Consider the following 21,593-nt stretch of genomic DNA (forward strand, 5'->3'; position numbering starts at 1 on the left):
GAGAGTAACTATCAAAGGAATATTGGGAGGTCGGATTATGAAGCACAGCATTTCGGCAATGTTGCTCGGGACGGCCCTGGCGCTCGGCGCGGCAGGCGGCGCGGTCGCGCAGGACAAGAACATCAAGATCGGCGTGCTGACCGACAATTCAGGACTTTATGCCGATCTCGGTGGCGCCGGCTCGACCGTCGCCGCACAGATGGCGATCGAGGATTCCGGGCTCGCTGCCAAGGGCTGGAAGCTCGACCTGATCTCCGCCGACCATCAGAACAAGCCCGACATCGGCTCCACGATTGCTCGGCAATGGATCGACGTCGAGAAGGTCGACATCTTCATGGATGTCCTGAACTCCGGCGTTGCGCTGGCGGTGAACAATATCGTCAAAGAGAAGAATTCCATCCTGATCAACACAGGTGCGGCGACGTCGGATCTCACCAACGCGCAATGCTCGCCGAATACGGTCCACTGGGTCTATGATACCTATATGCTGGCCAACAGTACCGGGCAGGCGCTGGTGAAGGCGGGCGGCGACACCTGGTATTTTCTCACCGCGGACTACGCCTTTGGCCATGCCCTCGAGCGCGACACCGCCGCGGTGGTGGTGAAGTCGGGCGGCAAGGTGATCGGCAACGTCAAGCATCCCCTGAATACCGCTGACTTCTCGTCCTTCCTGCTTCAGGCGCAGGCCTCCAAAGCCAAGATCATCGGCATGGCGAATGCCGGCGGCGACACCACCAACACCATCAAGCAGGCGTCCGAGTTCGGCATCGTCTCGGGCGGCCAGAAGCTTGCGGGCCTGCTGCTCTTCATCACCGACGTGCACTCGCTCGGTCTGAAGGTGGCGCAGGGCTTGAACTTCACCGAGACCTTCTATTGGGACATGAACGACGGCACGCGCGCCTTCTCCAAACGCTTTTCCGAGCGGATGAAGAACAAGGCGATGCCCTCGATGGTGCAGGCCGGCGTCTATTCGGGCCTGCTGCACTACTTCAAGGCGCTGGAGGCGATGGGCGGCAATCCGCATGACGGGGCCAAGGTGGTCGCCAAGATGAAGGAGATGCCGACCGACGATGCGTTGTTCGGCAAGGGAACGATCCGTGCGGACGGTCGCAAGCTGCATCCGGCCTATCTGTTCGAGGTCAAGAAGCCCGAGGAATCCAAGGGCCCCTGGGACTATTACAAGCTGATCGGCACGACCCCCGGCGACCTGGCCTTCCGGCCGCTGTCGGAAAGCGCCTGTCCGCTGGTGAAGAAGTAACGGTGAACGATGCGGGCCGGCGCGCAACGGCGCCGGCCTGTCTTTGAGGAATAGAAGGGACCGGGTGCGGGATCGATGCAGGCTCTCTACGCTCAGCTACTGGTGGGACTGATCAACGGCTCGTTCTACGCGCTGCTCAGTCTCGGGCTTGCCGTCATCTTCGGCATGCTCAACATCATCAATTTCGCCCATGGCGCGCTCTACATGATGGGCGCCTTCGTCGCCTATTTCCTGTTGAACCTCGGCGGCATCAACTATTGGTGGGCGCTGCTGCTGGCGCCGATCATCGTCGGCATCTTCGGCATGATCCTGGAACGGACCATGCTGCAATGGCTGACCGGGCTCGATCATCTCTACGGCCTGCTCCTCACCTTCGGCATCGCGCTGATCGTGCAGGGCGTGTTCCAGAATTATTTCGGCTCCTCGGGCCTGCCTTACGCCATTCCCGACCAGCTCAGGGGCGGCATGAATCTCGGCTTCATGTTCCTGCCGATCTACCGCGGCTGGGTCGTCGTGTTCTCACTGGCGGTGTGCCTTGCGACCTGGTTCCTGATCGAGAAGACGCAGCTCGGCGCCTACCTGCGCGCCGCGACCGAAAATCCGACCTTGGTGCGTGCCTTCGGCATCAACGTGCCGCGCATGATCACGCTCACTTACGGTCTCGGCGTCGGCCTTGCCGCGCTCGCCGGCGTCCTCTCGGCGCCGATCAACCAGGTGCGGCCGCTGATGGGTGCCGACCTCATCATCGTCGTGTTCGCGGTGGTGGTGATCGGCGGCATGGGCTCGATCATGGGCTCCATCATCACCGGCTTTGCGCTCGGCGTGATCGAGGGCCTGACCAAGTATTTCTACCCCGAGGCCTCCAACACCGTCGTGTTCGTGCTGATGGTGCTGGTGCTGCTGGTGAAGCCGACGGGATTGACGGGAAGGGCGGCCTGAGATGACAACCCTGACGGACGACACGCTTCCTGTGACCCCGCGCGTAATGCGCGACGAGATGATTGTATTCGCAGTGATGGCGCTGCTGCTCGCAGCGGTGCCGTTCACGGGCGTCTATCCGTTCTTCGTGATGCAGGCGCTGTGCTTTGCGCTGCTCGCCTGCGCCTTCAATCTGCTGGTCGGCTATGGCGGCTTGCTGTCGTTCGGCCACGCGATGTTCTTAGGCACGGCCGGCTATTGCAGCGCGCATGCGCTGAAGGTCTGGGCGCTGCCGCCCGAGCTCGGCATTCTCGTCGGCGTCGCCGCGGCGTTCGTGCTCTCGATCGTCACCGGCTACATCTCGATCCGACGCCAGGGCATCTATTTCTCGATGATCACGCTGGCGCTGTCGCAGCTCCTGTACTTCATCTATCTCCAGGCCCCGTTCACCCATGGTGAGGACGGCATCCAGGGCATCCCGCAGGGACGCATGTTCGGCGTGCTCGATCTGTCCAAGCCGACGGTGCTGTACTATGTCGTGCTGGTCGGCTTCCTCGCCGGCTTCCTCCTGATCTTCCGCATCATCAACTCGCCGTTCGGCGAGGTGCTGAAGTCGATCCGCGAGAACGAGCAGCGCGCGATCTCGCTCGGCTACCGCACCGACCAATACAAGTTCCTGGCCTTCGTGCTGTCGGGGACGCTCGCCGGCCTTGCCGGTGCGCTGAAGGTGTTCGTGGCGCAGAACGCTTCGCTCACCGACGTGCACTGGACGATGTCGGGCGAGGTCGTGCTGATGACGCTGGTCGGCGGGCTCGGCACCGTTTTCGGTCCCGTGGTCGGCGCCTTCGTGATCATCGCCATGCAGCAATATCTGGCCGGCTTCGGCCAGTGGGTGACGGTGATCCAAGGCGCGATCTTCGTGGTCTGCGTGCTCACCTTCCGCCGCGGCGTCGTCGGCGAAATCGCGCATTACTTCCGGCGCTCGCTCTAAGTAACTGGTATTGCATCAATTTCATTGATGCATGAAAGCGGTGGATGATCCGGCTCCGCGGGCGTGAGGCGACACGCGCGCGGATCGAAAATGGTCTATGACAGTTTTGTGACAGCCCTTGCGGGCCTGACCATTTTCCAACCGGTAGTTTGTCTCCATGATGCGATGGTTTCGTGCGTTCCTGCCCAGGGAAGAGCGGTTCTTCGACCTGTTCGACCGCCATGCCCAGACCGTGATCCAGGGCGCGGTCGCGCTCCAGGGCATGCTCAACGGGGGCGAGGAGACGCCGGTCTATTGCCAGCGCGTCAACCAGTTCGAGAACGACGCCGACAATATCACCCGCGAGGTGCTGACGGCGGTGCGCCGCACCTTCATCACCCCGTTCGACCGCGGCGACATCAAGAACCTGATCACGTCGCTGGACGATGCCATCGACCAGATGCAGCAGACGGCCAAGGCCGTGATGCTGTTCGAGGTGCGCAGTTTCGAGCCGCCGATGCGCGAGATCGGCGGACTCTTGATCGAATGCGCCAATCTGGTCGGCCGTGCGCTGCCGCTGATGCAGGAGATCGGCAAGAACGTCGCCATGCTGACCGCGATCACCGAGGAGCTCGGCAAGCTCGAGGGCCGTGTCGACGATCTCCACGACATCGGCCTGAAGGAGCTGTTCCTCAAGCATCGCGACGGCAATGCGATGGATTTCATCGTAGGGGTCGAGATCTACGACCATCTCGAGAAGGTGGCCGACCGTTTCGATGACGTCGCCAACGAGATCAACAGCATCGTCATCGAGCAAGTGTAGGGCAGGGCCGCCGTGGATGCTGCGTTGGCTTTTCCCGTCCTGGTCGGCTTGATCGCCGTCGCTCTGCTGTTCGACTTCCTGAACGGCCTGCACGACGCCGCCAATTCGATCGCGACCATCGTCTCGACCCGAGTGCTGCGGCCGCAATTCGCGGTGTTTTGGGCCGCGTTCTTCAATTTCATCGCGTTCCTGGTGTTCGGGCTGCACGTCGCCCAGACCATCGGCACCGGCATCATCGATCCCGCGGTCGTCGACGCCCAGGTGATCTTCGCAGCCCTCGTCGGCGCCATCGTCTGGAACCTCGTGACCTGGGCGCTCGGCATTCCATCGTCGTCGTCGCACGCGCTGATCGGCGGGCTCGTCGGCGGCGGCTTGGCCAAGGCCGGTATTTCGGCCGCGGTGTGGAGCGGCCTGTCCAAGACCGTGCTGGCGATCGTGCTGTCGCCGCTGGTTGGCTTCCTGCTCGCAATGGCGCTGGTTGCGATCGTGTCCTGGGCCTCGGTGCGCTCGACGCCGTTCGCGGTCGACCGCGCCTTCCGCATCCTGCAATTCGTCTCCGCTTCGCTCTATTCGCTCGGCCATGGCGGCAACGACGCGCAGAAGACCATGGGCATCATCGCGGTGTTGCTCTATTCGCAGGGCCATCTCGGCAGCGAGTTCTCGGTGCCGTTCTGGGTGGTGCTGTCGTGCCAGGCGGCGATGGCGCTGGGCACGCTGATGGGCGGATGGCGCATCGTCCGCACCATGGGCCTGCGCATCACGAAATTGACCCCGATGCAGGGCTTTTGCGCCGAGACGGGAGGCGCGGTGACCCTGTTCATGGCGACCTATCTCGGGGTTCCCGTCTCGACCACCCACACCATCACCGGCGCCATCGTCGGCGTCGGTGCCGCCCGCCGCGTCTCGGCCGTGCGCTGGAACGTCGCAAGCTCGATCGTCTATGCCTGGGTGATCACGATCCCGGCCTCGGCCATCGTGGCCGCGCTGACCTGGTGGGTGGTCCAGCTCGTCAAGTGACGAGCTTTAGTCCGACGATGCCGGCGACGATCAGGCCGATGCTGGCGAGGCGGAAGGCCGTCGCCGGCTCGCCGAACAGAACCATGCCGAGCGTCGCGGTGCCGACCGCGCCGATGCCGGTCCAGACCGCATAGGCGGTTCCGACGGGCAGGGATTTGAGCGCAAATCCGAGCAGGATGACGCTGCCGGCCATGGCCGCGAGCGTGACCGCGGACGGGACAAGCTTGCTAAAGCCCTCGGTGTATTTCAGGCCGATGGCCCAGGTGATCTCGAGGAGACCGGCGACGAACAGGATGCTCCAGGCCATGACGACCCTCCATTCAAGGCAGGGTCGTCCCCGCGGCTGGTGTGCTGATGGGCAGGGAGGTCGTCCTCCCAAAAGGGGGATATGGGGCTGGCCGGAAACCTTCGCAATCACCAAATGAGGCTTGATCAGGCCCGTTTTCCCTGCCACACGCTCCCGCCATGTCCGACATCGCCGCCACCACAGCCGAATCGCCGGCCCGTTCCCCGCTTGCCGCCGAGGTGGCGAGGCGGCGGACCTTTGCGATCATCTCCCATCCCGACGCCGGCAAGACCACGCTGACCGAAAAGCTGCTGCTGTTCGGCGGCGCTATCAACCTCGCCGGCCAGGTCAAGGCCAAAGGCGAGCGGCGCAACACGCGTTCGGACTGGATGAAGATCGAGCGCGAACGCGGCATCTCGGTGGTGACCTCGGTGATGACCTTCGAGTTCGAGGGCCTCGTCTTCAACCTCTTGGACACGCCGGGCCACGAGGACTTTTCGGAAGATACCTATCGTACGCTGACGGCGGTCGATTCCGCCGTGATGGTGATCGACGCGGCCAAGGGTATCGAGGCGCGCACCCGAAAGCTGTTCGAGGTGTGCCGTCTGCGCGACATCCCGATCATCACCTTCATCAACAAGATGGACCGCGAGAGCCGCGACGTGTTCGAGCTGCTCGACGAGATCGAGAAGACGCTGGCGCTCGACACCACGCCGATGACCTGGCCGGTCGGCCGCGGCCGCGACTTCCTCGGCACCTATGACGTCGTCAATGGCGGCGTGCGCCTGCTCGAAGGCGGTGGCGCCAAGACCGGCGCGGCGCTCGAGATCGAGATCGAAGAGCTTGCCAAGCTCAACGCCAATCTCGACGTCTCCGCCGTGAAGGACGAGCTCGAGCTCGTCACCGAGGCGTCGAAGCCGTTCGAGCTGGACGCGTTCCGCGAGGGACATCTGACGCCGGTCTATTTCGGCAGCGCGCTACGTAATTTCGGCGTCGGAGACCTCCTGGAGGGCCTCGGCAAGTTTGCGCCCGAGCCGCGCGCGCAGGACAGCGACCAGCGCAAGGTCGAGGCCACCGATCCCAGGATGAGCGCCTTCGTGTTCAAGATCCAGGCCAACATGGATCCCAACCACCGCGACCGCATCGCGTTTGCGCGCCTGTGCTCGGGCAAGCTCAGCCGCGGCATGAAGGCCAAGCTCGTGCGCACCGGCAAGAGCATGCCGCTGTCGAGCCCGCAATTCTTCTTCGCGCAGGACCGCTCGGTCGCGGACGAAGCCTTCGCCGGCGACGTCGTCGGCATTCCCAACCACGGCACGCTGCGCATCGGCGATACGCTGACCGAGGGCGAGGATTTCAACTTCGTCGGCGTGCCGAGCTTCGCGCCGGAAATCGTCCGCCGTGTCCGTCTCACCGACGCGATGAAGGCGAAGAAGCTGAAGGAAGCGCTGCAGCAGATGTCGGAAGAGGGCGTGGTGCAGGTGTTCCGCCCCCGCGACGGCGCGCCGGCGCTGGTCGGCGTGGTCGGCGCGCTGCAGCTCGACGTGCTGAAGGCCCGGCTCGAGGCGGAATATTCGCTGCCGGTCGAGTTCGAGGTCAGCGAGTTCCAGCTGGCGCGCTGGGTCTCCTCGGAGGACCGCAAGAAGCTCGACAGCTTCATCGCCGCGAACAATTCGAGCATTGCCGACGATGTCGATGGCGATCCCGTCTATCTCGCCCGGAACGAGTTCTACCTCGGCTACACCCGGGAGCGCGCCGAGGGCATCGAGTTCAGCAACGTCAAGGATGTCAAGAAGAAGGGGTAATGTTTCCCAGACCTTTTCCGTGAAGCAGGACAGCGGGGTCGACGGTCATGAGGCGGCGCGAATTCATCATGCTCGTTGCAGGCGCGGCGGCCTATCCGCTGAGCACATCCGCGCAGGGGAATGTGCGGCGGATCGGTGTGTTGGCGGGAGGCAGGTCGAGCGATCCGGAGAGCCAGGCCGGCTACCAGAAACTGAGACAGCGTCTGGGCGAGCTCGGTTGGGAACAGGAGCGCAACATCCATATCGAGTATCGCTGGTGGGCCGGCGATCCGAATGTTGCCGATGCCCAGGCGGCGGAGCTCGTGAAGTGGGGGCCGGATGTGCTTCTGGCAATCGGCACTCCCTCTGTGGAAGCCCTGAGGCGACGCGCGCCGACCTTGCCGATCATCTTCACGGTCGTTGCCGATCCCGTGGGTGCCGGTTTCGTCCAAAGTCTGGGCAAGCCAGGCGGAAATATCACGGGCTTCACGACCTTCGAGCCTGAAATGGCCGGCAAGTGGCTGCAACTGCTCAAGCAGGCGGCACCCGCGATACGGAGGGTTGCCGCAATCTTCAATCCGCGAACGGCGCCCATGATCTTGATGCCGTCCGTGCAGGCGGCCATTCCGGCAGTCCAGCTCCAGCTCGTTCCGGCGCCGGCGCACAACGCCGCCGAGCTCGAACAGGCGATCTCCCGCTTTGCAGAGCAGCCAGACGGCGGGCTGCTGATCTTTCCCGATGCATTTCCACTCGTTCATCGGCAATTGATTCTGAACTCGGCGGCCGCGCATCGTCTGCCGGCGATGTATCCGTTCCCGTCCTTTGTCACGGACGGCGGGCTGATGTCTTACGGAGTCTCGATTACGCAGCTCGTCGGTCGCTCGGCGGATTATGTCGACCGCGTCTTGAGAGGAACCCGTCCCGCAGACTTGCCAGTCCAACAACCGAATGAATTCCAGTTCCTGCTCAATCTCAAGACAGCCAATGCGTTGGGGCTGAATTTACCGCCCACGCTGGTGGCGCAAGCGGATCAGATTGTCGAGTGAAGCGAACCATCGCGGCTAGCCTTGAACCTTTCATAGCCGTCGCCACCTGTTGCAAATGCCATTGCGGTCCCGGTACATGTGGCGCTGCATTCTTGTTCTTGCCTTGCTGGCAATGACCTCGATCGCCGCCGACGCGCAGCGACGCCAGATCAATCCGATTCCGTTCGCGCACGAGCCTTGCAGCGTGCTCGACGGCGAGCCCTGCACGCCATCCTATTGCAGCCCGCTCGAGCCCGGCCCCTGTATTCCCGAGATCGACTACCCTTACGGCCAGAACCTCCAGCTCACGATCGAGAGCGTGCCTGCCGAGGCCGACCGCGCCAAATACCGGAAGCCCGATCACGATCTCGACACGATAGGCGACCTCTTCGCCGCGCTGCGCAGCTGCTGGTCGCCGCCATCGGACCATGCGCGCGCAGGCATGCAGATGTCGGTGCGCTTCAGCTTCAACAAGACCGGCGGCCTGATCGGCCCGCCGCGCCTCACATACGCGACTGCGGGCGTGCCGGCGGACACCCGGACGACCTATCTGAACGCCATCAATGCATCGCTGAAGGCCTGTCTGCCGCTGAAATTGACCAGCGGGCTCGGCGGGGCGTTGGCCGGGCGGCCCATCGCGATCCGTTATGTCGACAATCGGGAGCTCGGCAAATAGCGCGCGAGTTGCGAGCATCGGCCGATCGATGATACCTCAGTGGCGGGGGCTGCTTTGCGGGGAGGATGTCGTGGGTCTGCTGGTCATGATCCTGGGGCTGGTGCTGTTTTTTGCATCCCATATTTTCACAACCAGACGGAAGGCGCGCGCGCAGGCGATCGCGAGGCTGGGCGAGGGGACCTACAAGCTCCTTTATTCGGCGGTCTCACTGGCGGGGTTGGTGCTGATCATCTGGGGCTATGCCCATTACCGCAGCTCCGGCTGGATCGATGTCTGGTATCCGCCGAAGGCTATGAAGCACATCACGTTGGCCTTGATGCTGCCTGCAGTCATCCTCGTGGTGGCGTCCTACATGCGTGGCCGCATCTATGCGACGTTGAAGCATCCGATGCTGGCCGGCATCAAGCTGTGGGCGGCGGCGCATCTGCTCGCCAATGGCGATTTCGGCTCCATCGTCCTGTTCGGCTCGTTCCTCGCCTGGGCGGTCTATGACCGCATCTCGCTGAAAGCTCGCACCGACGCCGGCGCCCCGCCGATTCCGGTCGGCGGCGCCACCAACGATCTGATCGCGGTCGCGGTCGGCGTGGTCGCCTATCTGGCCCTCGCGTTCGCGTTCCATCCGGTGGTGATAGGCGTGCCCGTGATCGGGGTCTAGCCGGTCAGCACAAGACGAAACTCGCCTGACCATGCGGGGAAGATAACGAGAGCAACAAGCCGAGGGATCCCGATGGACTGGTCGCAATCTCAGATCCCGCCAATGCGGCGCGAGTCGCGTTTTGGCGAGCGGGTTGTGCCGGCATTTTGCGATCGGCCATCGAGCCTCTGGGCGATGATCGCGGAGGCGCGCGGCCGCAATGCCGATGGCGAAGCCTTGATCTGCGGCAATGTCCGGCTGAGCTGGCGGCAGGCAGCGGAGCAGGCGGCGCGGATCGCTGCGGGATTGCGTAAGCTCGGATTGCAGCGCGGCGATCGCCTCGCCATCCTGCTCGGCAACCGCATCGAGTTTCCGCTGCTGCTGTTTGCCGCGGCACATGAGGGGCTGGCGACCGTGCTGCTCAGCACGCGCCAGCAGAAGCCGGAGATCGCCTATGTGCTCGCCGATTGCGGGGCGAAGATCCTGATTCACGAGGCCTCGCTCGGCGAGCGACTGCCCGACACAAAGGACGTGCCCGGTGTGATCCATCGCATTGCCATCGATGACGATGCCGCGCGGTCGAGCTTCTCTTCGCTCGCCGAAAACGCTCCGGCATCGGCACCGATCGAGGTGAGCGAAGAGGACACCGCGATGATCCTCTACACCTCCGGCACCACGGGCAAGCCGAAGGGCGCGATGCTGGCCCATTGCAACATCGTCCATTCCTCCATGGTGTTCGTATCCTGCCTGCAATTGACGGGAGCCGATCGCTCGATCGCAGCGGTGCCGCTCGGCCATGTCACCGGCGTCGTCGCCAACATCACGACCATGATCCGCTGCGGCGGCACGCTGATCATCATGCCCGAGTTCAAGGCCGCCGATTACCTCAAGCTCGCCTCGCGCGAGCGCGTCACCTACACGGTGATGGTGCCGGCGATGTACAATCTCTGCCTGCTCCAGCCCGACTTCGACGGCTATGATCTCTCGAGCTGGCGGATCGGTGGCTTCGGCGGCGCGCCGATGCCGGTCGCCACCATCGAGAAGCTCAAGGCGAAGATTCCCGGCCTGAAGCTGATGAACTGCTACGGCGCGACCGAGACGACCTCGCCCTCGACCATCATGCCGGGCGAGCTGACCGAGCGCCACATCGACAGCGTCGGTCTGCCGTGTCCCGGCGCGCGCATCGCTGTGATGGGCCCGGACGGGCGCGAGCTGCCTCCCGGCGAGATCGGCGAGCTCTGGATCCAGAGCGCCTCCGTGATCAAGGGCTACTGGAATAACCCGAAGGCCACCGCCGAAAGCTTTACGGGCGGATTCTGGCATTCCGGCGATCTCGGCTCGGTCGATGCGGAAGGCTTCGTTCGCGTGTTCGACCGGCAGAAGGACATGATCAATCGCGGCGGCCTGAAGATCTATTCGGCCGAGGTCGAATCCGTGTTGGCCGGCCATCCCGCCGTGGTCGAGAGCGCGATCATTGCCAGGCCTTGCCCGGTGCTGGGCGAGCGCGTCCACGCCGTGGTGGTGACGCGACAGCCGGTGACCGATACGGACCTGCGCGCCTGGTGCGCCGAGCGCCTGTCCGACTACAAGGTTCCCGAAACCATGGCGATCACGACAGACCCCCTGCCGCGCAACGCCAACGGCAAGGTGCTGAAGCGACAGCTGCGGGAGCTGCTGGGAGCTTGAGCCGGGCAGGGGCATCCGGGATGTCCCGGGTGGTTAACGCCTTGATCGGGCTCGCTTTGCCTTGCCACCGCCATATCGTTAGGCTACCTCGCCGCCACACGGGGACGGGATTCCTGACGCGAACGCTTTGGCGCGCGCACCCGGACGGGCATGGGATTGGCATAAGTGTCTGAATTATTTGACGAAGTCAACGAGGAAGTACGTCGCGAACAGTTCAAGAAGCTGTGGGACAAGTATTCGATCTACTTCATCGCGCTGATGGTGCTGATCGTCGCCGGTGCCGGTGGCTGGCAGGGTTATAGGTATCTGGAGGCCCAGAAGGCCGCCGCGGCCGGCGCCGCTTTCGAGAAGGCCGCCGAGCTGTCCGAGCAAGGCAAGCACGAGGACGCCGAGAAAGCCTTCACCGAGCTCGCCGCCAAGGCGCCGTCCGGCTATCGCACCCTGGCGCGGCTGCGTGCTGCGGCCGAGGCCGCGAGCCGCGATCCCAAGGCGGCCGCGAAGATGTATGACGACATCGCCGCGGACCGCAGCATTGGCGGCGAGTGGCAGGATCTGGCCAAGATCCGCGCCGCGGGGCTCCTGCTCGACAGCGCCGGCTATGCCGACATCCAGCAGCGGCTGGAAGCTTCCGCCGCGCCGAAATCGACCTTCCGCCACACCGCCCGTGAGATGCTGGCGCTGTCGGCCTGGCGTAACAACGACATGACTGCAGCCCGCAAATGGCTCGAGGCGATTGACGGAGACGGCGAAACGCCGCCCGGCCTGCGCTCTCGCGCCGAGGCGCTCCAGGCTTTGTTGCCACCCGTCGCCAAAAGCTGACGACGGTTCTCTGACGTAACGAGACACCAAGATGCGCCGCACGCCACGCTTGATCGCAGCCGCCGTCCTGATCGCCTTCACCGGCGTCCTGGGCGGCTGCTCCAGCTTCGATCCGAGCGATCTGCTCGACTTCCTCGACACCAAGAAGAAGCTGCCGGGCGACCGCAAGCCGGTCTTCCCCGAGGGGGTGCCGGGGCTCGAGCAGGGCGTGCCGAGGGACCTGTACAAAGGCGCACAGCAGCAGCAGCCCGATCCCAACGCACCCGCCGTCGCGGCCCTGCCTGCCGAGCCGGAGCCGGCCAAGCCGGCAAAGGGGGCCAAGGCAAAGAATACCAAGCAGTCCGCCGCGCCGGCCGAGGCACCCGTCGGCGAGGTCGACGGCGAGGCGCAGCCGGAGGCAGCGCCGGCGACGTCCGCTCCGCCGCCCAAGCACAAGATCGTCCGCAGGCGCACCACCGCGCCGCCGCCAGATCAGCCGGCCCAGCAGGCGCAGCCGACCCAGCAGGCGCAGCCGACCAAGCCCCCGCAGCAGCAATCGCAGAGCGCCTTCCCGGCACCGCTGCCGAGCGGCAGCTTCTCGCGCTAGAGCATGATCCGGACCCGGAGGGCCGCGCTAGCGCAAAGTGTGAAGCGGTTTTCCGAAAAGATCATGCTCAAACAATATTTCCCGTTGCATTGACAGGCGCAGCCTCGGCAGCGCACGAATGACCGATGTCCTTCACGATCGCCATCATCGGCCGGCCCAATGTCGGCAAGTCGACGCTGTTCAACCGCCTGGTTGGGCAGAAGCTCGCGCTGGTCGATGACCTGCCGGGCGTCACCCGCGACCGCCGCGAAGGCGAGGCCAGGCTCGGTGATCTCCGCTTCACCATCATCGATACCGCCGGCCTCGACGAGGGCGCCAAGGGCTCGCTGACCGCGCGCATGCAGGAGCAGACCGAGACCGCGATCGCGCAGGCCGACGCGCTGTTCTTCGTGATCGATGCCCGCATCGGCCTGACGCCGACCGATCGCGCCTTCGCCGATTTCGCCCGCAAGGCCGACAAGCCGGTGCTGCTCATCGCCAACAAGAGCGAGGGCAAGCACGGCGATGCCGGCGCGATGGAAGCGTTCGCGCTCGGCCTCGGCGATCCCATCCAGATCTCGGCCGAGCACGGCGAGGGCATGGGCGAGCTTTACGACGCGCTCGCGAGGCTAATGCCCGAACCCGTCGAGGAAGACGACGATGAGGACGACGCGCCGATCTCGGAGGAAGAGGCCGCGACGCGCCCGATCCGGGTCGCGATCGTCGGCCGGCCCAATGCCGGCAAGTCGACGCTGATCAACCATCTGCTCGGCGAGGAGCGCCTGCTGACGAGCCCCGAGGCCGGCACCACGCGCGATTCCATCGCGGTCGAGATCAACTGGAAGGGCCGCGATTTCCGCGTCTTCGACACCGCGGGCCTGCGCCGGCGCTCGCGCATCGAGGAGAAGCTGGAAAAGCTGTCGGTTGCGGATGCACTGCGCGCGGTGCGCTTTGCCGAGGTCGTCGTGCTGATGATGGATTCGCAGATCCGCTTCGAGGAGCAGGACCTGCGCATCGCCGACCTGATCGAGCGCGAGGGACGGGCGGTCGTGCTCGCCGTCAACAAATGGGATCTGATGGAGACCAAGGGCGGCGGCGCGATCTCCGGCCTGCGCCGCGATGCCGATCATTGGCTGCCGCAGCTCAAGGGCGTGCCCATCGTCGCCGTCTCGGGCTTGATGGGCGAGGGCATCGATCGCCTGATGCAGGCGATCCAGGACGCCTATGCGATCTGGAACAGGCGCGTGCCGACCTCGGCGCTCAATCGCTGGTTCGAGCAGGCGATCCAGGCCAACCCGCCGCCGGCGGTCTCCGGCCGCAGGCTGAAGCTGAACTACATCACCCAGACCAAGGCCCGGCCGCCGAGCTTCGTGCTGTTCTGCTCGCGCGCGGACGCCGTGCCGCAATCCTACTTGCGCTATCTCACCAATTCCATGCGCGAGACCTTCGAGCTGCCGGGCACGCCGGTGCGCATCACGCTGCGCGAGAAGGCCAATCCCTTCGCGCACAAGCGCAAGCGGCCATCGTGAGCGACGGTGCCGGCGAGGCGGTGGTGCAGGACGCAGCGCCGGCCCCGCGCGGCGCGGTCGCCTTCATCTTCGTCACCATCCTGCTCGACATGGTCGCGCTCGGCGTGATCATGCCGGTCCTGCCGAAGCTGATCGAAAGCTTCGTCGACAACGACACCGCACATGCCGCGCGCATCTTCGGCCTGTTCGGCACCGCCTGGGCCTTGATGCAGTTCGTGTTCTCGCCGGTGCTTGGTGCGCTGTCCGATCGTTTCGGACGCCGGCCGGTGGTGCTGCTGTCGAATTTCGGGCTCGCAGCCGATTACGTCTTGATGGCGCTGGCGCCGTCGCTTGTGTGGCTGTTCATCGGCCGCGTGATCTCCGGCATCACCTCGGCGAGCATCTCGACCGCCTTCGCCTATATCGCCGACATCACGCCGCCGGAACGGCGTGCGGCGGTCTTCGGCCGGATCGGCGCGGCCTTCGGCGCCGGCTTCATCTTGGGGCCAGCGCTCGGCGGCCTGCTCGGCGATATCGATCCGCGCCTGCCGTTCTGGGCCGCGGCGGCCCTGAGCTTCGCCAACGCGCTCTATGGCCTGTTCGTGCTGCCGGAGTCGCTTGCGCCCGACAAGCGCGCGCCGCTGCGCTGGCGCAGCGCCAGTCCGCTCGGAGCGCTGCATCTGCTGCGGTCCGACGCGCTGCTGGCCGCGTTGTCGATCGTCAACTTCATCGCGCAGGTCGCCCACGTCGTGCTGCCCTCGACCTTCGTGCTCTACGCGACCTATCGCTACGGCTGGGATGCCAAGACGGTGGGCTTGACGCTCGCCATGGTCGGCATCTGCGCCATGGTGGTGCAGGGCTTTGCGATCGGCCCCATCGTGCATGCGCTCGGCGAGCGCAACGCGCTCCTGCTCGGCCTCTGCTGCGGCGCGGTCGGATTCGTGGTCCTCGGCGCTGCGCCGACCGGACCGCTATCCTGGCTCGGGATTCCCATTCTGGCGCTGTGGGGCATCTCTGGTGCCGCCTCGCAAGCGCTGATGACGCGGCTCGTCGCGCCGGATCAGCAGGGCCAGCTGCAGGGCGCAACCGCGAGCGTGCAGAGCGTGTCGCAGCTCGTCGGCCCGTTCCTGTTCACGCTGACATTTTCCTATTTCATCGGCGCCAGCGCGCCGCTGCATCTGCCCGGCGCCCCGTTCCTGCTCGCCGCGGTGCTGATGGTGGTGTGCGTGGCGATCGCGGTGCGGTCGCTGGGTGCGACCAGGACAGTCTCGTAGGGTGGGTTAGCCTCGCGGTTCGCGCGAAGCGCAAACCGCGAGGCGTAACCCACCTCTTTCATTTCCGCGGAGGCGGAAGAGGTGGGTTACGCCAGCGGACTGCGCTTTGCGCAGCCGCATGCTAACCCACCCTACGATCCTACTTCTTCACCAGCGGGCAGTCGCTGTCCTTGAGCGGCTTGGCCGCATCTTCCGGCGCGATGGTGGCGACCAGCTTGTAATAGTCCCACGGCCCCTTCGACTCCTCCGGCTTCTTCACCTCGAACAGATAGGCGGGGATGAGGCGGCGGCCGTCCTGGCGCAGCGGGCCCTTGCCGAACAGCGGATCGTCGGTCGGTAGCTCCTTCATCTTGGCGACGACCTTGGCGCCGTCACGCGGATTGCTGCCGAGCGCTTCCATCGCCTTCAGGTAATGCAGGATCTCGGCGTAGAGGCCCGCAACCGTCATCGAGGGCATCGAGCCCTTGGGCGAGACCTTCTGGAAACGCTTCGACCATTCGCGGGTCTGGTCGTTGAGGTCCCAGTAGAACGACTCGGTGAAGGTCAGGCCCTGCGCGGTCTTCAGGCCGAGCGAGTGCACGTCGTTGATGAACAGCAGCAGCGCGGCGAGCTTCTGGCCGCCCTGGACGATGCCGAACTCGGCGGCCTGCTTGATCGCGTTGGTGGTGTCGCCGCCCGCATTGGCAAGGCCGATGATCTTGGCCTTGGAGGACTGCGCCTGGAGCAGGAACGAGGAGAAGTCCGCCGTGTTCAGCGGGTGCTTGACGCCGCCGAGCACCTTGCCGCCGGTCGCCGTGACGACCGCGCCGGTATCACGCTCCAGCGCATGGCCGAAGGCATAATCCGCGGTTAGGAAGAACCAGCTGTCGCCGCCCGCCTTGGTCAGCGCCTTGCCGGTGCCGTTGGCGAGCATGTAGGTGTCGTAGGTGAAGGACACGGTGTTGGGCGTGCAGGCCTTGCCGGTGAGGTCGGCGGTGGCCGCGCCCGAATTGAGCAGCACCGCATTCTTTTCCTTGACGAGGTTGCTCACCGCGAGCGCGACGCCGGAGCTCGGCGTGTCGGCGATGGCGTCGACCTTGTCGGCGTCGATCCATTGCCGGGCGATGTTGACGCCGATGTCGGGCTTGTTCTGGTGATCGCCGGAGAGCACCTCGATGGTCCAGCCCTTGGCCTTCAGGCCGGAATCCTCGACCGCCATCTTCACTGCCGCCACCGAGTTCGGGCCGCCGATGTCGGCATAGAGGCTCGACATGTCGTTGAGCACGCCGATCTTGATGGTCTTGTCTTGCGCGAAGGCGGATGTGGCAAAGCCGAAAGCGGCACAGGCCAGAAGAGCCGCGGCGCGGCGTGCGGGCATCGTCATAAAGGCTTCCTCCATTGTCAAATATGCGGACGGCTCTCTTCGGGAGCCTTGTTCCAATTGACGCTCTACAGTGTCCCATGGCCGACGGCAATGCACCTAAAGCCGGATGACGCTGCGTCGTAGCGTCATCCATCGGTTAACTTTTGGGCAAAATGCGTTGAGACGCTATTTCAGCGCGTTCGATGTCGGCTTGAAATTCTAAATGTGCTTTCCGGTATCGAACTCGGCGGTACGGACATTACCGCCGGCATGACGTCCAAGGCGTCGGAGGGCAATCAGGCCGGCGCGCGGAAGCTCATCAGGGTGCGGGTCTTGTAATCGTAGAATTTGCCGGTCTCGGTCCAGTCGGGCGCGCACAGCGGCACGATGAATTCCGCGACCTGCTCGGGCGTGTCGAGCGTCGCCGGATCCTCGCCGGGCATCAGGGTGGCGCGCATGCGGGTGCGCACCGGGCCCGGATTGAACAGATTGACGCGCAGCTTCGTGTTTGCGGTTTCCTGCGCCCAGGCACGCGCCAGCGTCTCCAGTGCGGCCTTGGAGGCCGCGTAGGGGCTGACATAAGCGGTGGCCTTGTTGGCGGCACCCGAGGTGATGAACACGGCGCGGCCGGCATCGGATTGCCTGAGCAGCGGTTCCATGCAGCGGATCAGCTGGAAGTTCGCGGAGACGTTCACCGCCATCACGTCGTTGAAGGTCTTCAGCTCGATATGGCCGATCGGCGAGGAGGGGCCGAGCACGCCGGCATTGCCGACGAGGATGTCGAGCTTGCCGTAGCGCTCGTGCAGGCCGGCGCCGAGACGCGCGATGCCGTCGGAATCGGTGAGGTTGAGCGGCACCAGGGTGGCACTGCCACCCTCTTTCCGGATCTCGTCGTCGAGCTCTTCCAGCCCTCCTTGCGTGCGCGCGGTGGCCACAATATGCGCGCCGGCTTTCGCCAGTGCGATTGCCGTGGCGAAACCGATGCCGCGCGAGGCGCCGGTGACGAGAGCGATACGGTTGGCGAGAGGTTTGGTCATCGTCGAATACTTCCGTCATGCCCGGGCTCGTCCCGGGCATCCACGTTCTTTGCGGCGGGTATTACAGACGAAGATGGCCGGGACAAGCCCGGCCATGACGAAAAGAAGTCTCCGATGAGCCCCCCGGGGACGATCCTTGGTCAGCTCGCCTCCGCCAGCAGCGACAATTGCCGCGGCTGCGGCTCGGTCTGGGTCTGGTCGGTGAGGTGGGTCGGATAGACGCCGGTGAAGCAGTGATCGGCAAACTTCGGATTGGCGGGATCGCGGCCGGGCTCGCCCATGGCGCGGTACATGCCGTCGATCGACAGGAAGGCGAGCGAGTCGGCGCCGATGAGCTCGCGCATCTCCTCCAGCGAATGCGTCGCAGCCAGCAGGCCGCCGCGATCGGGCAGGTCGATGCCGTAATAGTCAGGGTAGAGGATCGGTGGCGAAGCGAGGCGGAAATGCACCTCCTTGGCGCCGGCATCGCGCATCATGCGCACGATCTTCTTCGAGGTGGTGCCGCGCACCAGCGAGTCGTCGATCAGGATGATGCGCTTGCCTTCGATCGCGGCGCGGTTGGCCGAATGCTTCATGCGCACGCCGGATTCGCGGATCGCCTGCGTCGGCTGGATGAAGGTGCGGCCGACATAATGGTTACGGATGATGCCGAGTTCGAACGGCACGCCGGAATACTGGCTGTAGCCGACCGCGGCCGGCACGCCGGAATCCGGCACCGGCACCACGACGTCGACCGGAACGTGGCTCTCGCGCGCGAGCTGCGCGCCGAAATTCTTGCGCACCTCGTAGACCGAGCGGCCGTGCACGATGGAATCCGGCCGCGAGAAGTAGATGTATTCGAAGATGCAGGGGCGCGGCGCCATCGGCGGGAACGGCTTGTGGATGTCCTGGCCGTTCTCGTCGAACACGATGACTTCGCCGGGCTCGATGTCGCGCACGAAGCGCGCGCCGATGATGTCGAGCGCACAGGTCTCGGAAGTCAGGATCGGGCAGCCGTCGAGCTCGCCGAGCACCAGCGGGCGGATGCCGCGCGGATCGCGGGCGCCGACCAGCTTCTTGTTGGTCAGCGAGACCAGCGCATAGGCGCCCTCGATCTCGCGCAGCGCGTCGATGTAGCGCTCGATGAAGCGGACGCGCTTGGAGCGCGCCACCAGGTGCAGGATCACCTCGGTGTCGGAGGTCGATTGCATCATCGCGCCGTTCTTGACGAGCTCGCGGCGCAACGTCAGGCCGTTGGAGAGGTTGCCGTTGTGAGCGACCGCGAGACCGCCGGCATTGAGCTCGGCGAACAGCGGCTGCACGTTGCGCAGGATGGTCGCGCCGGTCGTGGCGTAGCGGACATGGCCGACCGCGACATTGCCGGGCAGGCGGTCGATCACCTCGCGGCGGGAGAAGGTGTCGCCGACGAGGCCGAGGCGGCGTTCGGAGTGGAAGCGGCTGCCGTCGTAGGAGACGATGCCGGCGGCCTCCTGGCCGCGGTGCTGGAGCGCGTGAAGGCCGAGCGCGGTGATGGCGGCCGCATCAGGGTGGCCGTAGATGCCGAAGACGCCGCATTCCTCGCGCAGCGTATCGCCTTCCAGATCGTCCTGAAGCTCAAGCGCCGCCGGGCCTGGACCGGCGTTTGGATCGAGATCAAGCAGGGCGTCCTGGTCAGGGTGTCGCATCTCGTTCTCGCCTCTCTTTTGGGGCCCTATCAACGCGCCGCAGGTTTCTCGATCAGCTTTTTCATGCCGTCACGAGCCGACTTACTGTACCCGTCGCCACTGCCCGAAGGCTGCTGCTCGGATTCAGCTTGATCATCATCTGGTTTGTTTTTCTTGAATCTCTTCAAGATGGTGTTCTCGGGGTCGTCAGGCAAGAGGGCCATCAGCCAATCGCCGGTTCCCTGCAGCACGACGCGGGACTTGGCCCCGCTGACCCAGTCGGGGCGCTGCTTGTCCGGCACCAGCCAGGTGAAGAACAGGAACGCGACCACGACGATCAAAAGCCCGCGAGCCAGCCCAAACAGGAAGCCGAGGGTCCGATCCAGCGCGCCGATCCGCGAATCCAGGATCATGTCGGAGATCCGGACCGTGATGACGGAGACCACGACCAGGGTGCCGATGAACACGCCGGCCACCACGACGACGCTCGCGACCGTGTCGTTGTTGAAATAGGTCTTGGCGGTCGGCAGCAGCTTCGAGAACGAATACAGCGTCACGATCGCCGCGGCACCCCAGGCCGCGATCGACAGGATTTCGCGCATGAAGCCGCGAACCATCGCGAGCAGGCCCGAGATCAGCATCACACCGAGCAGGATCAGGTCGAGGATGGTTACTGGCATCGGCTGGTCTGGTCCGCTCGTACTTCAAAGGTGCTCTAGCGAATCGGTGCTTGGCCGCTGCCCTAAAAGAAGGGCAGACGGCGTTCCCGGCAAGGCCGCAACCACGCAATCCCATGCTGCTTTTGTGACGGCTGTATAGCGGCGGAGGCCTCCGGCGTCACCTCCACCTAACCCTCTCCGCGGCGGAATCTGGCCGGTGTGGCATTTTTCTCTGGCTGTGCACCGGATTCGCCCCGGCGGGAGCCCCGGGCTGCGATCTCGGCCACCAATGTCGTCAGGCTGTTCACCGCGTTCAGGGACAGTCCGGCATCGCCGCCCGCATCGCCCCGTGCCGATTCGGGCAGCACGGCGCGCTGGAAGCCGAGCTTTGCCGCTTCCTTGAGCCGGGCCGGGGTCTGCGCCACCGGGCGCACCACGCCCGACAGCGAGATTTCGCCGAAATAGACGGCATCGGTGGGTAACTGCGCATTAACCAGCGACGACACCAGGGCCGCGGCGGCGGCGAGGTCGGCCGCGGGCTCGTGGATGCGAAGGCCGCCGGCAACGTTCAGATAGACGTCGTGGCCGGACAGCTTGACCCCGCAATGGGCCTCCAGCACCGCCAGCACCATTGAGAGCCGGCTCGGATCCCAGCCGACCACGGCCCGGCGCGGGGTGCCGAGCGAGGTCGGGGCCACCAGTGCCTGCAATTCGACCAGCACGGGCCTCGTGCCCTCGATGCCGGCAAAGACCGCGGTGCCGGGCGTGCCGAGGTCGCGCTCGGACAGGAACAGCTCGGACGGGTTGGTGACCTCGCGCAGGCCGAGGCCCGTCATCTCGAACACGCCGATCTCGTCGGTCGGCCCGAAGCGGTTCTTCACCGCGCGCAGGATGCGGAATTGCTGTGAGCCTTCGCCCTCGAACGACATCACCGCATCGACCATATGCTCGACCACGCGGGGGCCGGCGATCTGGCCGTCCTTGGTGACGTGGCCGACCAGGATGATGGCGGCCCCGGTCTTTTTGGCGAAGCGGATCAGCGCCTGCGCCGAGGCGCGCACCTGCGTCACCGTGCCAGGCGCCGATTCCACCGTGTCGGTCCACATGGTCTGGATCGAGTCGATCACGATCAGCCGGGGCACCGCGCCCTCCGACAGCGTCGAGACGATGTCCTCGACCGAGGTCTCGGCCGCGAGCTGCACCGGCGCGTCCGACAGCCCGAGCCGCTCGGCGCGCAGGCGCACCTGAGCGACCGCCTCTTCGCCGGAGATGTAGACGACGCGGTGGCCAGCGCGCGCGAGCAGGCTGGTCGCTTGCGTCAGCAGCGTCGACTTGCCGATGCCGGGATCGCCGCCGACCAGCAGCACCGAGCCGCGCACGAAGCCGCCGCCGGTGACGCGGTCGAGCTCGGTCATCCCCGAGGACAGGCGCGGCGCATCCGGGCTCCTGCCGGCGAGACTCTCCAGCGCGAAGGTTCTTCCCTTGCGCTTGGAGCGGATCGACACCGGCACGCTGCCGCTGGTGTCTTCTTCCGCGAGCGTATTCCACTCGCCGCAGGACTCGCACTTGCCCTGCCAGCGGTTATAGGCCGCGCCGCAGTTCTGGCAGACGAAGGAGAGGGTGGATTTGGCCATGGGGAGCGCGAGTCGCGAGTTTCAGATGTGCTGATAGC

General features: G+C 65.2%; 20 protein-coding genes. 14 read left to right on the top strand and 6 right to left on the bottom strand.

Annotation, left to right across the window (positions count from 1 at the left end; translation table 11 throughout):
• Nucleotides 1–37: 37 nt before the first annotated feature.
• From I6F31_RS18590 to I6F31_RS18610, 5 genes are all read left to right on the top strand, one after another.
• Nucleotides 38–1,258: an ABC transporter substrate-binding protein gene (locus I6F31_RS18590; protein ID WP_036000846.1), complete on the top strand. Its 1,221-nt coding sequence runs from the start codon at nt 38–40 to the stop codon at nt 1,256–1,258.
• Between the two features lie 75 nt (nt 1,259–1,333).
• A complete protein-coding gene (locus I6F31_RS18595; protein ID WP_036000843.1) occupies nt 1,334–2,197 on the top strand; it encodes a branched-chain amino acid ABC transporter permease in 864 nt (287 codons plus the stop codon).
• 1 nt (nt 2,198) lies between these two features.
• Nucleotides 2,199–3,167, top strand: coding sequence for a branched-chain amino acid ABC transporter permease (locus I6F31_RS18600; protein ID WP_225185917.1), 969 nt, complete (start codon nt 2,199–2,201; stop codon nt 3,165–3,167).
• Between the two features lie 157 nt (nt 3,168–3,324).
• Nucleotides 3,325–3,969 carry a DUF47 domain-containing protein gene (locus tag I6F31_RS18605; RefSeq protein WP_036000836.1) on the top strand — a complete coding sequence of 215 codons (645 nt, stop codon included), beginning with the start codon at nt 3,325–3,327 and terminating at the stop codon, nt 3,967–3,969.
• Between the two features lie 12 nt (nt 3,970–3,981).
• Complete coding sequence (locus I6F31_RS18610; protein ID WP_036000833.1) at nt 3,982–4,986, top strand: inorganic phosphate transporter; 1,005 nt, start codon at nt 3,982–3,984, stop codon at nt 4,984–4,986.
• Here I6F31_RS18610 and sugE read toward each other — a convergent pair.
• Nucleotides 4,979–5,293, bottom strand: a complete 315-nt coding sequence (sugE, locus tag I6F31_RS18615; protein ID WP_036000830.1) for a quaternary ammonium compound efflux SMR transporter SugE — start codon at nt 5,291–5,293, stop codon at nt 4,979–4,981. The two genes, I6F31_RS18610 and sugE, sit on opposite strands and share 8 nt — an antisense overlap.
• Before the next feature lie 158 nt (nt 5,294–5,451).
• Here sugE and I6F31_RS18620 point away from each other — a divergent pair, with 158 nt between their 5' ends.
• The 9 genes from I6F31_RS18620 (at nt 5,452) to I6F31_RS18660 (ending at nt 15,240) form a co-directional block, all read left to right on the top strand.
• Entirely contained in the window at nt 5,452–7,074 is a 1,623-nt protein-coding gene (locus I6F31_RS18620; RefSeq protein ID WP_036022662.1) for a peptide chain release factor 3, read from the top strand.
• Between the two features lie 47 nt (nt 7,075–7,121).
• Nucleotides 7,122–8,099 (top strand): ABC transporter substrate-binding protein, encoded by a 978-nt coding sequence (locus I6F31_RS18625; protein ID WP_225185918.1) that lies wholly within the window; start codon nt 7,122–7,124, stop codon nt 8,097–8,099.
• A gap of 76 nt (nt 8,100–8,175) precedes the next feature.
• Nucleotides 8,176–8,754, top strand: coding sequence for a hypothetical protein (locus I6F31_RS18630; protein ID WP_036022667.1), 579 nt, complete (start codon nt 8,176–8,178; stop codon nt 8,752–8,754).
• Between the two features lie 70 nt (nt 8,755–8,824).
• Nucleotides 8,825–9,409 (top strand): NnrU family protein, encoded by a 585-nt coding sequence (locus I6F31_RS18635; protein ID WP_225185919.1) that lies wholly within the window; start codon nt 8,825–8,827, stop codon nt 9,407–9,409.
• Nucleotides 9,410–9,481: 72 nt separating this feature from the next.
• Nucleotides 9,482–11,074 carry a class I adenylate-forming enzyme family protein gene (locus tag I6F31_RS18640; RefSeq protein WP_225185920.1) on the top strand — a complete coding sequence of 531 codons (1,593 nt, stop codon included), beginning with the start codon at nt 9,482–9,484 and terminating at the stop codon, nt 11,072–11,074.
• Nucleotides 11,075–11,239: 165 nt separating this feature from the next.
• Nucleotides 11,240–11,893: a tetratricopeptide repeat protein gene (locus I6F31_RS18645; protein ID WP_036022675.1), complete on the top strand. Its 654-nt coding sequence runs from the start codon at nt 11,240–11,242 to the stop codon at nt 11,891–11,893.
• A gap of 31 nt (nt 11,894–11,924) precedes the next feature.
• Entirely contained in the window at nt 11,925–12,479 is a 555-nt protein-coding gene (locus I6F31_RS18650; protein ID WP_225185921.1) for a hypothetical protein, read from the top strand.
• A gap of 125 nt (nt 12,480–12,604) precedes the next feature.
• A complete protein-coding gene (der, locus tag I6F31_RS18655) occupies nt 12,605–13,987 on the top strand; it encodes a ribosome biogenesis GTPase Der (protein ID WP_225150973.1) in 1,383 nt (460 codons plus the stop codon).
• Nucleotides 13,984–15,240 carry a TCR/Tet family MFS transporter gene (locus I6F31_RS18660; protein ID WP_225185922.1) on the top strand — a complete coding sequence of 419 codons (1,257 nt, stop codon included), beginning with the start codon at nt 13,984–13,986 and terminating at the stop codon, nt 15,238–15,240. Before der ends, I6F31_RS18660 begins: the two co-directional genes overlap by 4 nt.
• Before the next feature lie 139 nt (nt 15,241–15,379).
• Here the strand turns inward: I6F31_RS18660 and I6F31_RS18665 are convergent, their stop codons facing one another.
• From I6F31_RS18665 to radA, 5 genes are all read right to left on the bottom strand, one after another.
• The gene (locus I6F31_RS18665; protein WP_050991666.1) at nt 15,380–16,597 is read right to left on the bottom strand and encodes an ABC transporter substrate-binding protein; all 1,218 of its coding nucleotides are present in this window, start codon (nt 16,595–16,597) and stop codon (nt 15,380–15,382) included.
• Nucleotides 16,598–16,878: 281 nt separating this feature from the next.
• Nucleotides 16,879–17,619: an SDR family NAD(P)-dependent oxidoreductase gene (locus tag I6F31_RS18670; RefSeq protein WP_225185923.1), complete on the bottom strand. Its 741-nt coding sequence runs from the start codon at nt 17,617–17,619 to the stop codon at nt 16,879–16,881.
• A 140-nt stretch (nt 17,620–17,759) separates the two neighbouring features.
• Entirely contained in the window at nt 17,760–19,283 is a 1,524-nt protein-coding gene (gene purF, locus I6F31_RS18675) for an amidophosphoribosyltransferase (RefSeq protein WP_225112248.1), read from the bottom strand.
• Between the two features lie 29 nt (nt 19,284–19,312).
• Complete coding sequence (locus I6F31_RS18680) at nt 19,313–19,942, bottom strand: CvpA family protein (RefSeq protein ID WP_036000794.1); 630 nt, start codon at nt 19,940–19,942, stop codon at nt 19,313–19,315.
• 167 nt (nt 19,943–20,109) lie between these two features.
• On the bottom strand, nt 20,110–21,555 hold the full coding sequence (gene radA, locus I6F31_RS18685; protein ID WP_109144017.1) for a DNA repair protein RadA: 1,446 nt from the start codon (nt 21,553–21,555) through the stop codon (nt 20,110–20,112).
• Between the last annotated feature and the right edge of the window lie 38 nt (nt 21,556–21,593).

It is taken from the genome of Bradyrhizobium sp. NBAIM01, assembly GCF_020194115.1.
Taxonomy (GTDB): domain Bacteria; phylum Pseudomonadota; class Alphaproteobacteria; order Rhizobiales; family Xanthobacteraceae; genus Bradyrhizobium; species Bradyrhizobium yuanmingense.

What these genes read in the sequence shown, in the direction of transcription:
- I6F31_RS18595 (WP_036000843.1), top strand. Translation starts at nt 1,334, where the DNA reads ATGCAGGCTCTCTACGCTCAGCTACTGGTGGGACTGATCAACGGCTCG.
- purF (WP_225112248.1), bottom strand. Translation starts at nt 19,283, where the DNA reads ATGCGACACCCTGACCAGGACGCCCTGCTTGATCTCGATCCAAACGCC.
- I6F31_RS18590 (WP_036000846.1), top strand. Translation starts at nt 38, where the DNA reads ATGAAGCACAGCATTTCGGCAATGTTGCTCGGGACGGCCCTGGCGCTC.
- I6F31_RS18670 (WP_225185923.1), bottom strand. Translation starts at nt 17,619, where the DNA reads ATGACCAAACCTCTCGCCAACCGTATCGCTCTCGTCACCGGCGCCTCG.
- I6F31_RS18600 (WP_225185917.1), top strand. Translation starts at nt 2,199, where the DNA reads ATGACAACCCTGACGGACGACACGCTTCCTGTGACCCCGCGCGTAATG.
- I6F31_RS18680 (WP_036000794.1), bottom strand. Translation starts at nt 19,942, where the DNA reads ATGCCAGTAACCATCCTCGACCTGATCCTGCTCGGTGTGATGCTGATC.
- der (WP_225150973.1), top strand. Translation starts at nt 12,605, where the DNA reads ATGTCCTTCACGATCGCCATCATCGGCCGGCCCAATGTCGGCAAGTCG.
- radA (WP_109144017.1), bottom strand. Translation starts at nt 21,555, where the DNA reads ATGGCCAAATCCACCCTCTCCTTCGTCTGCCAGAACTGCGGCGCGGCC.
- sugE (WP_036000830.1), bottom strand. Translation starts at nt 5,293, where the DNA reads ATGGCCTGGAGCATCCTGTTCGTCGCCGGTCTCCTCGAGATCACCTGG.
- I6F31_RS18620 (WP_036022662.1), top strand. Translation starts at nt 5,452, where the DNA reads ATGTCCGACATCGCCGCCACCACAGCCGAATCGCCGGCCCGTTCCCCG.
- I6F31_RS18625 (WP_225185918.1), top strand. Translation starts at nt 7,122, where the DNA reads ATGAGGCGGCGCGAATTCATCATGCTCGTTGCAGGCGCGGCGGCCTAT.
- I6F31_RS18640 (WP_225185920.1), top strand. Translation starts at nt 9,482, where the DNA reads ATGGACTGGTCGCAATCTCAGATCCCGCCAATGCGGCGCGAGTCGCGT.
- I6F31_RS18605 (WP_036000836.1), top strand. Translation starts at nt 3,325, where the DNA reads ATGATGCGATGGTTTCGTGCGTTCCTGCCCAGGGAAGAGCGGTTCTTC.
- I6F31_RS18650 (WP_225185921.1), top strand. Translation starts at nt 11,925, where the DNA reads ATGCGCCGCACGCCACGCTTGATCGCAGCCGCCGTCCTGATCGCCTTC.
- I6F31_RS18665 (WP_050991666.1), bottom strand. Translation starts at nt 16,597, where the DNA reads ATGCCCGCACGCCGCGCCGCGGCTCTTCTGGCCTGTGCCGCTTTCGGC.
- I6F31_RS18630 (WP_036022667.1), top strand. Translation starts at nt 8,176, where the DNA reads ATGTGGCGCTGCATTCTTGTTCTTGCCTTGCTGGCAATGACCTCGATC.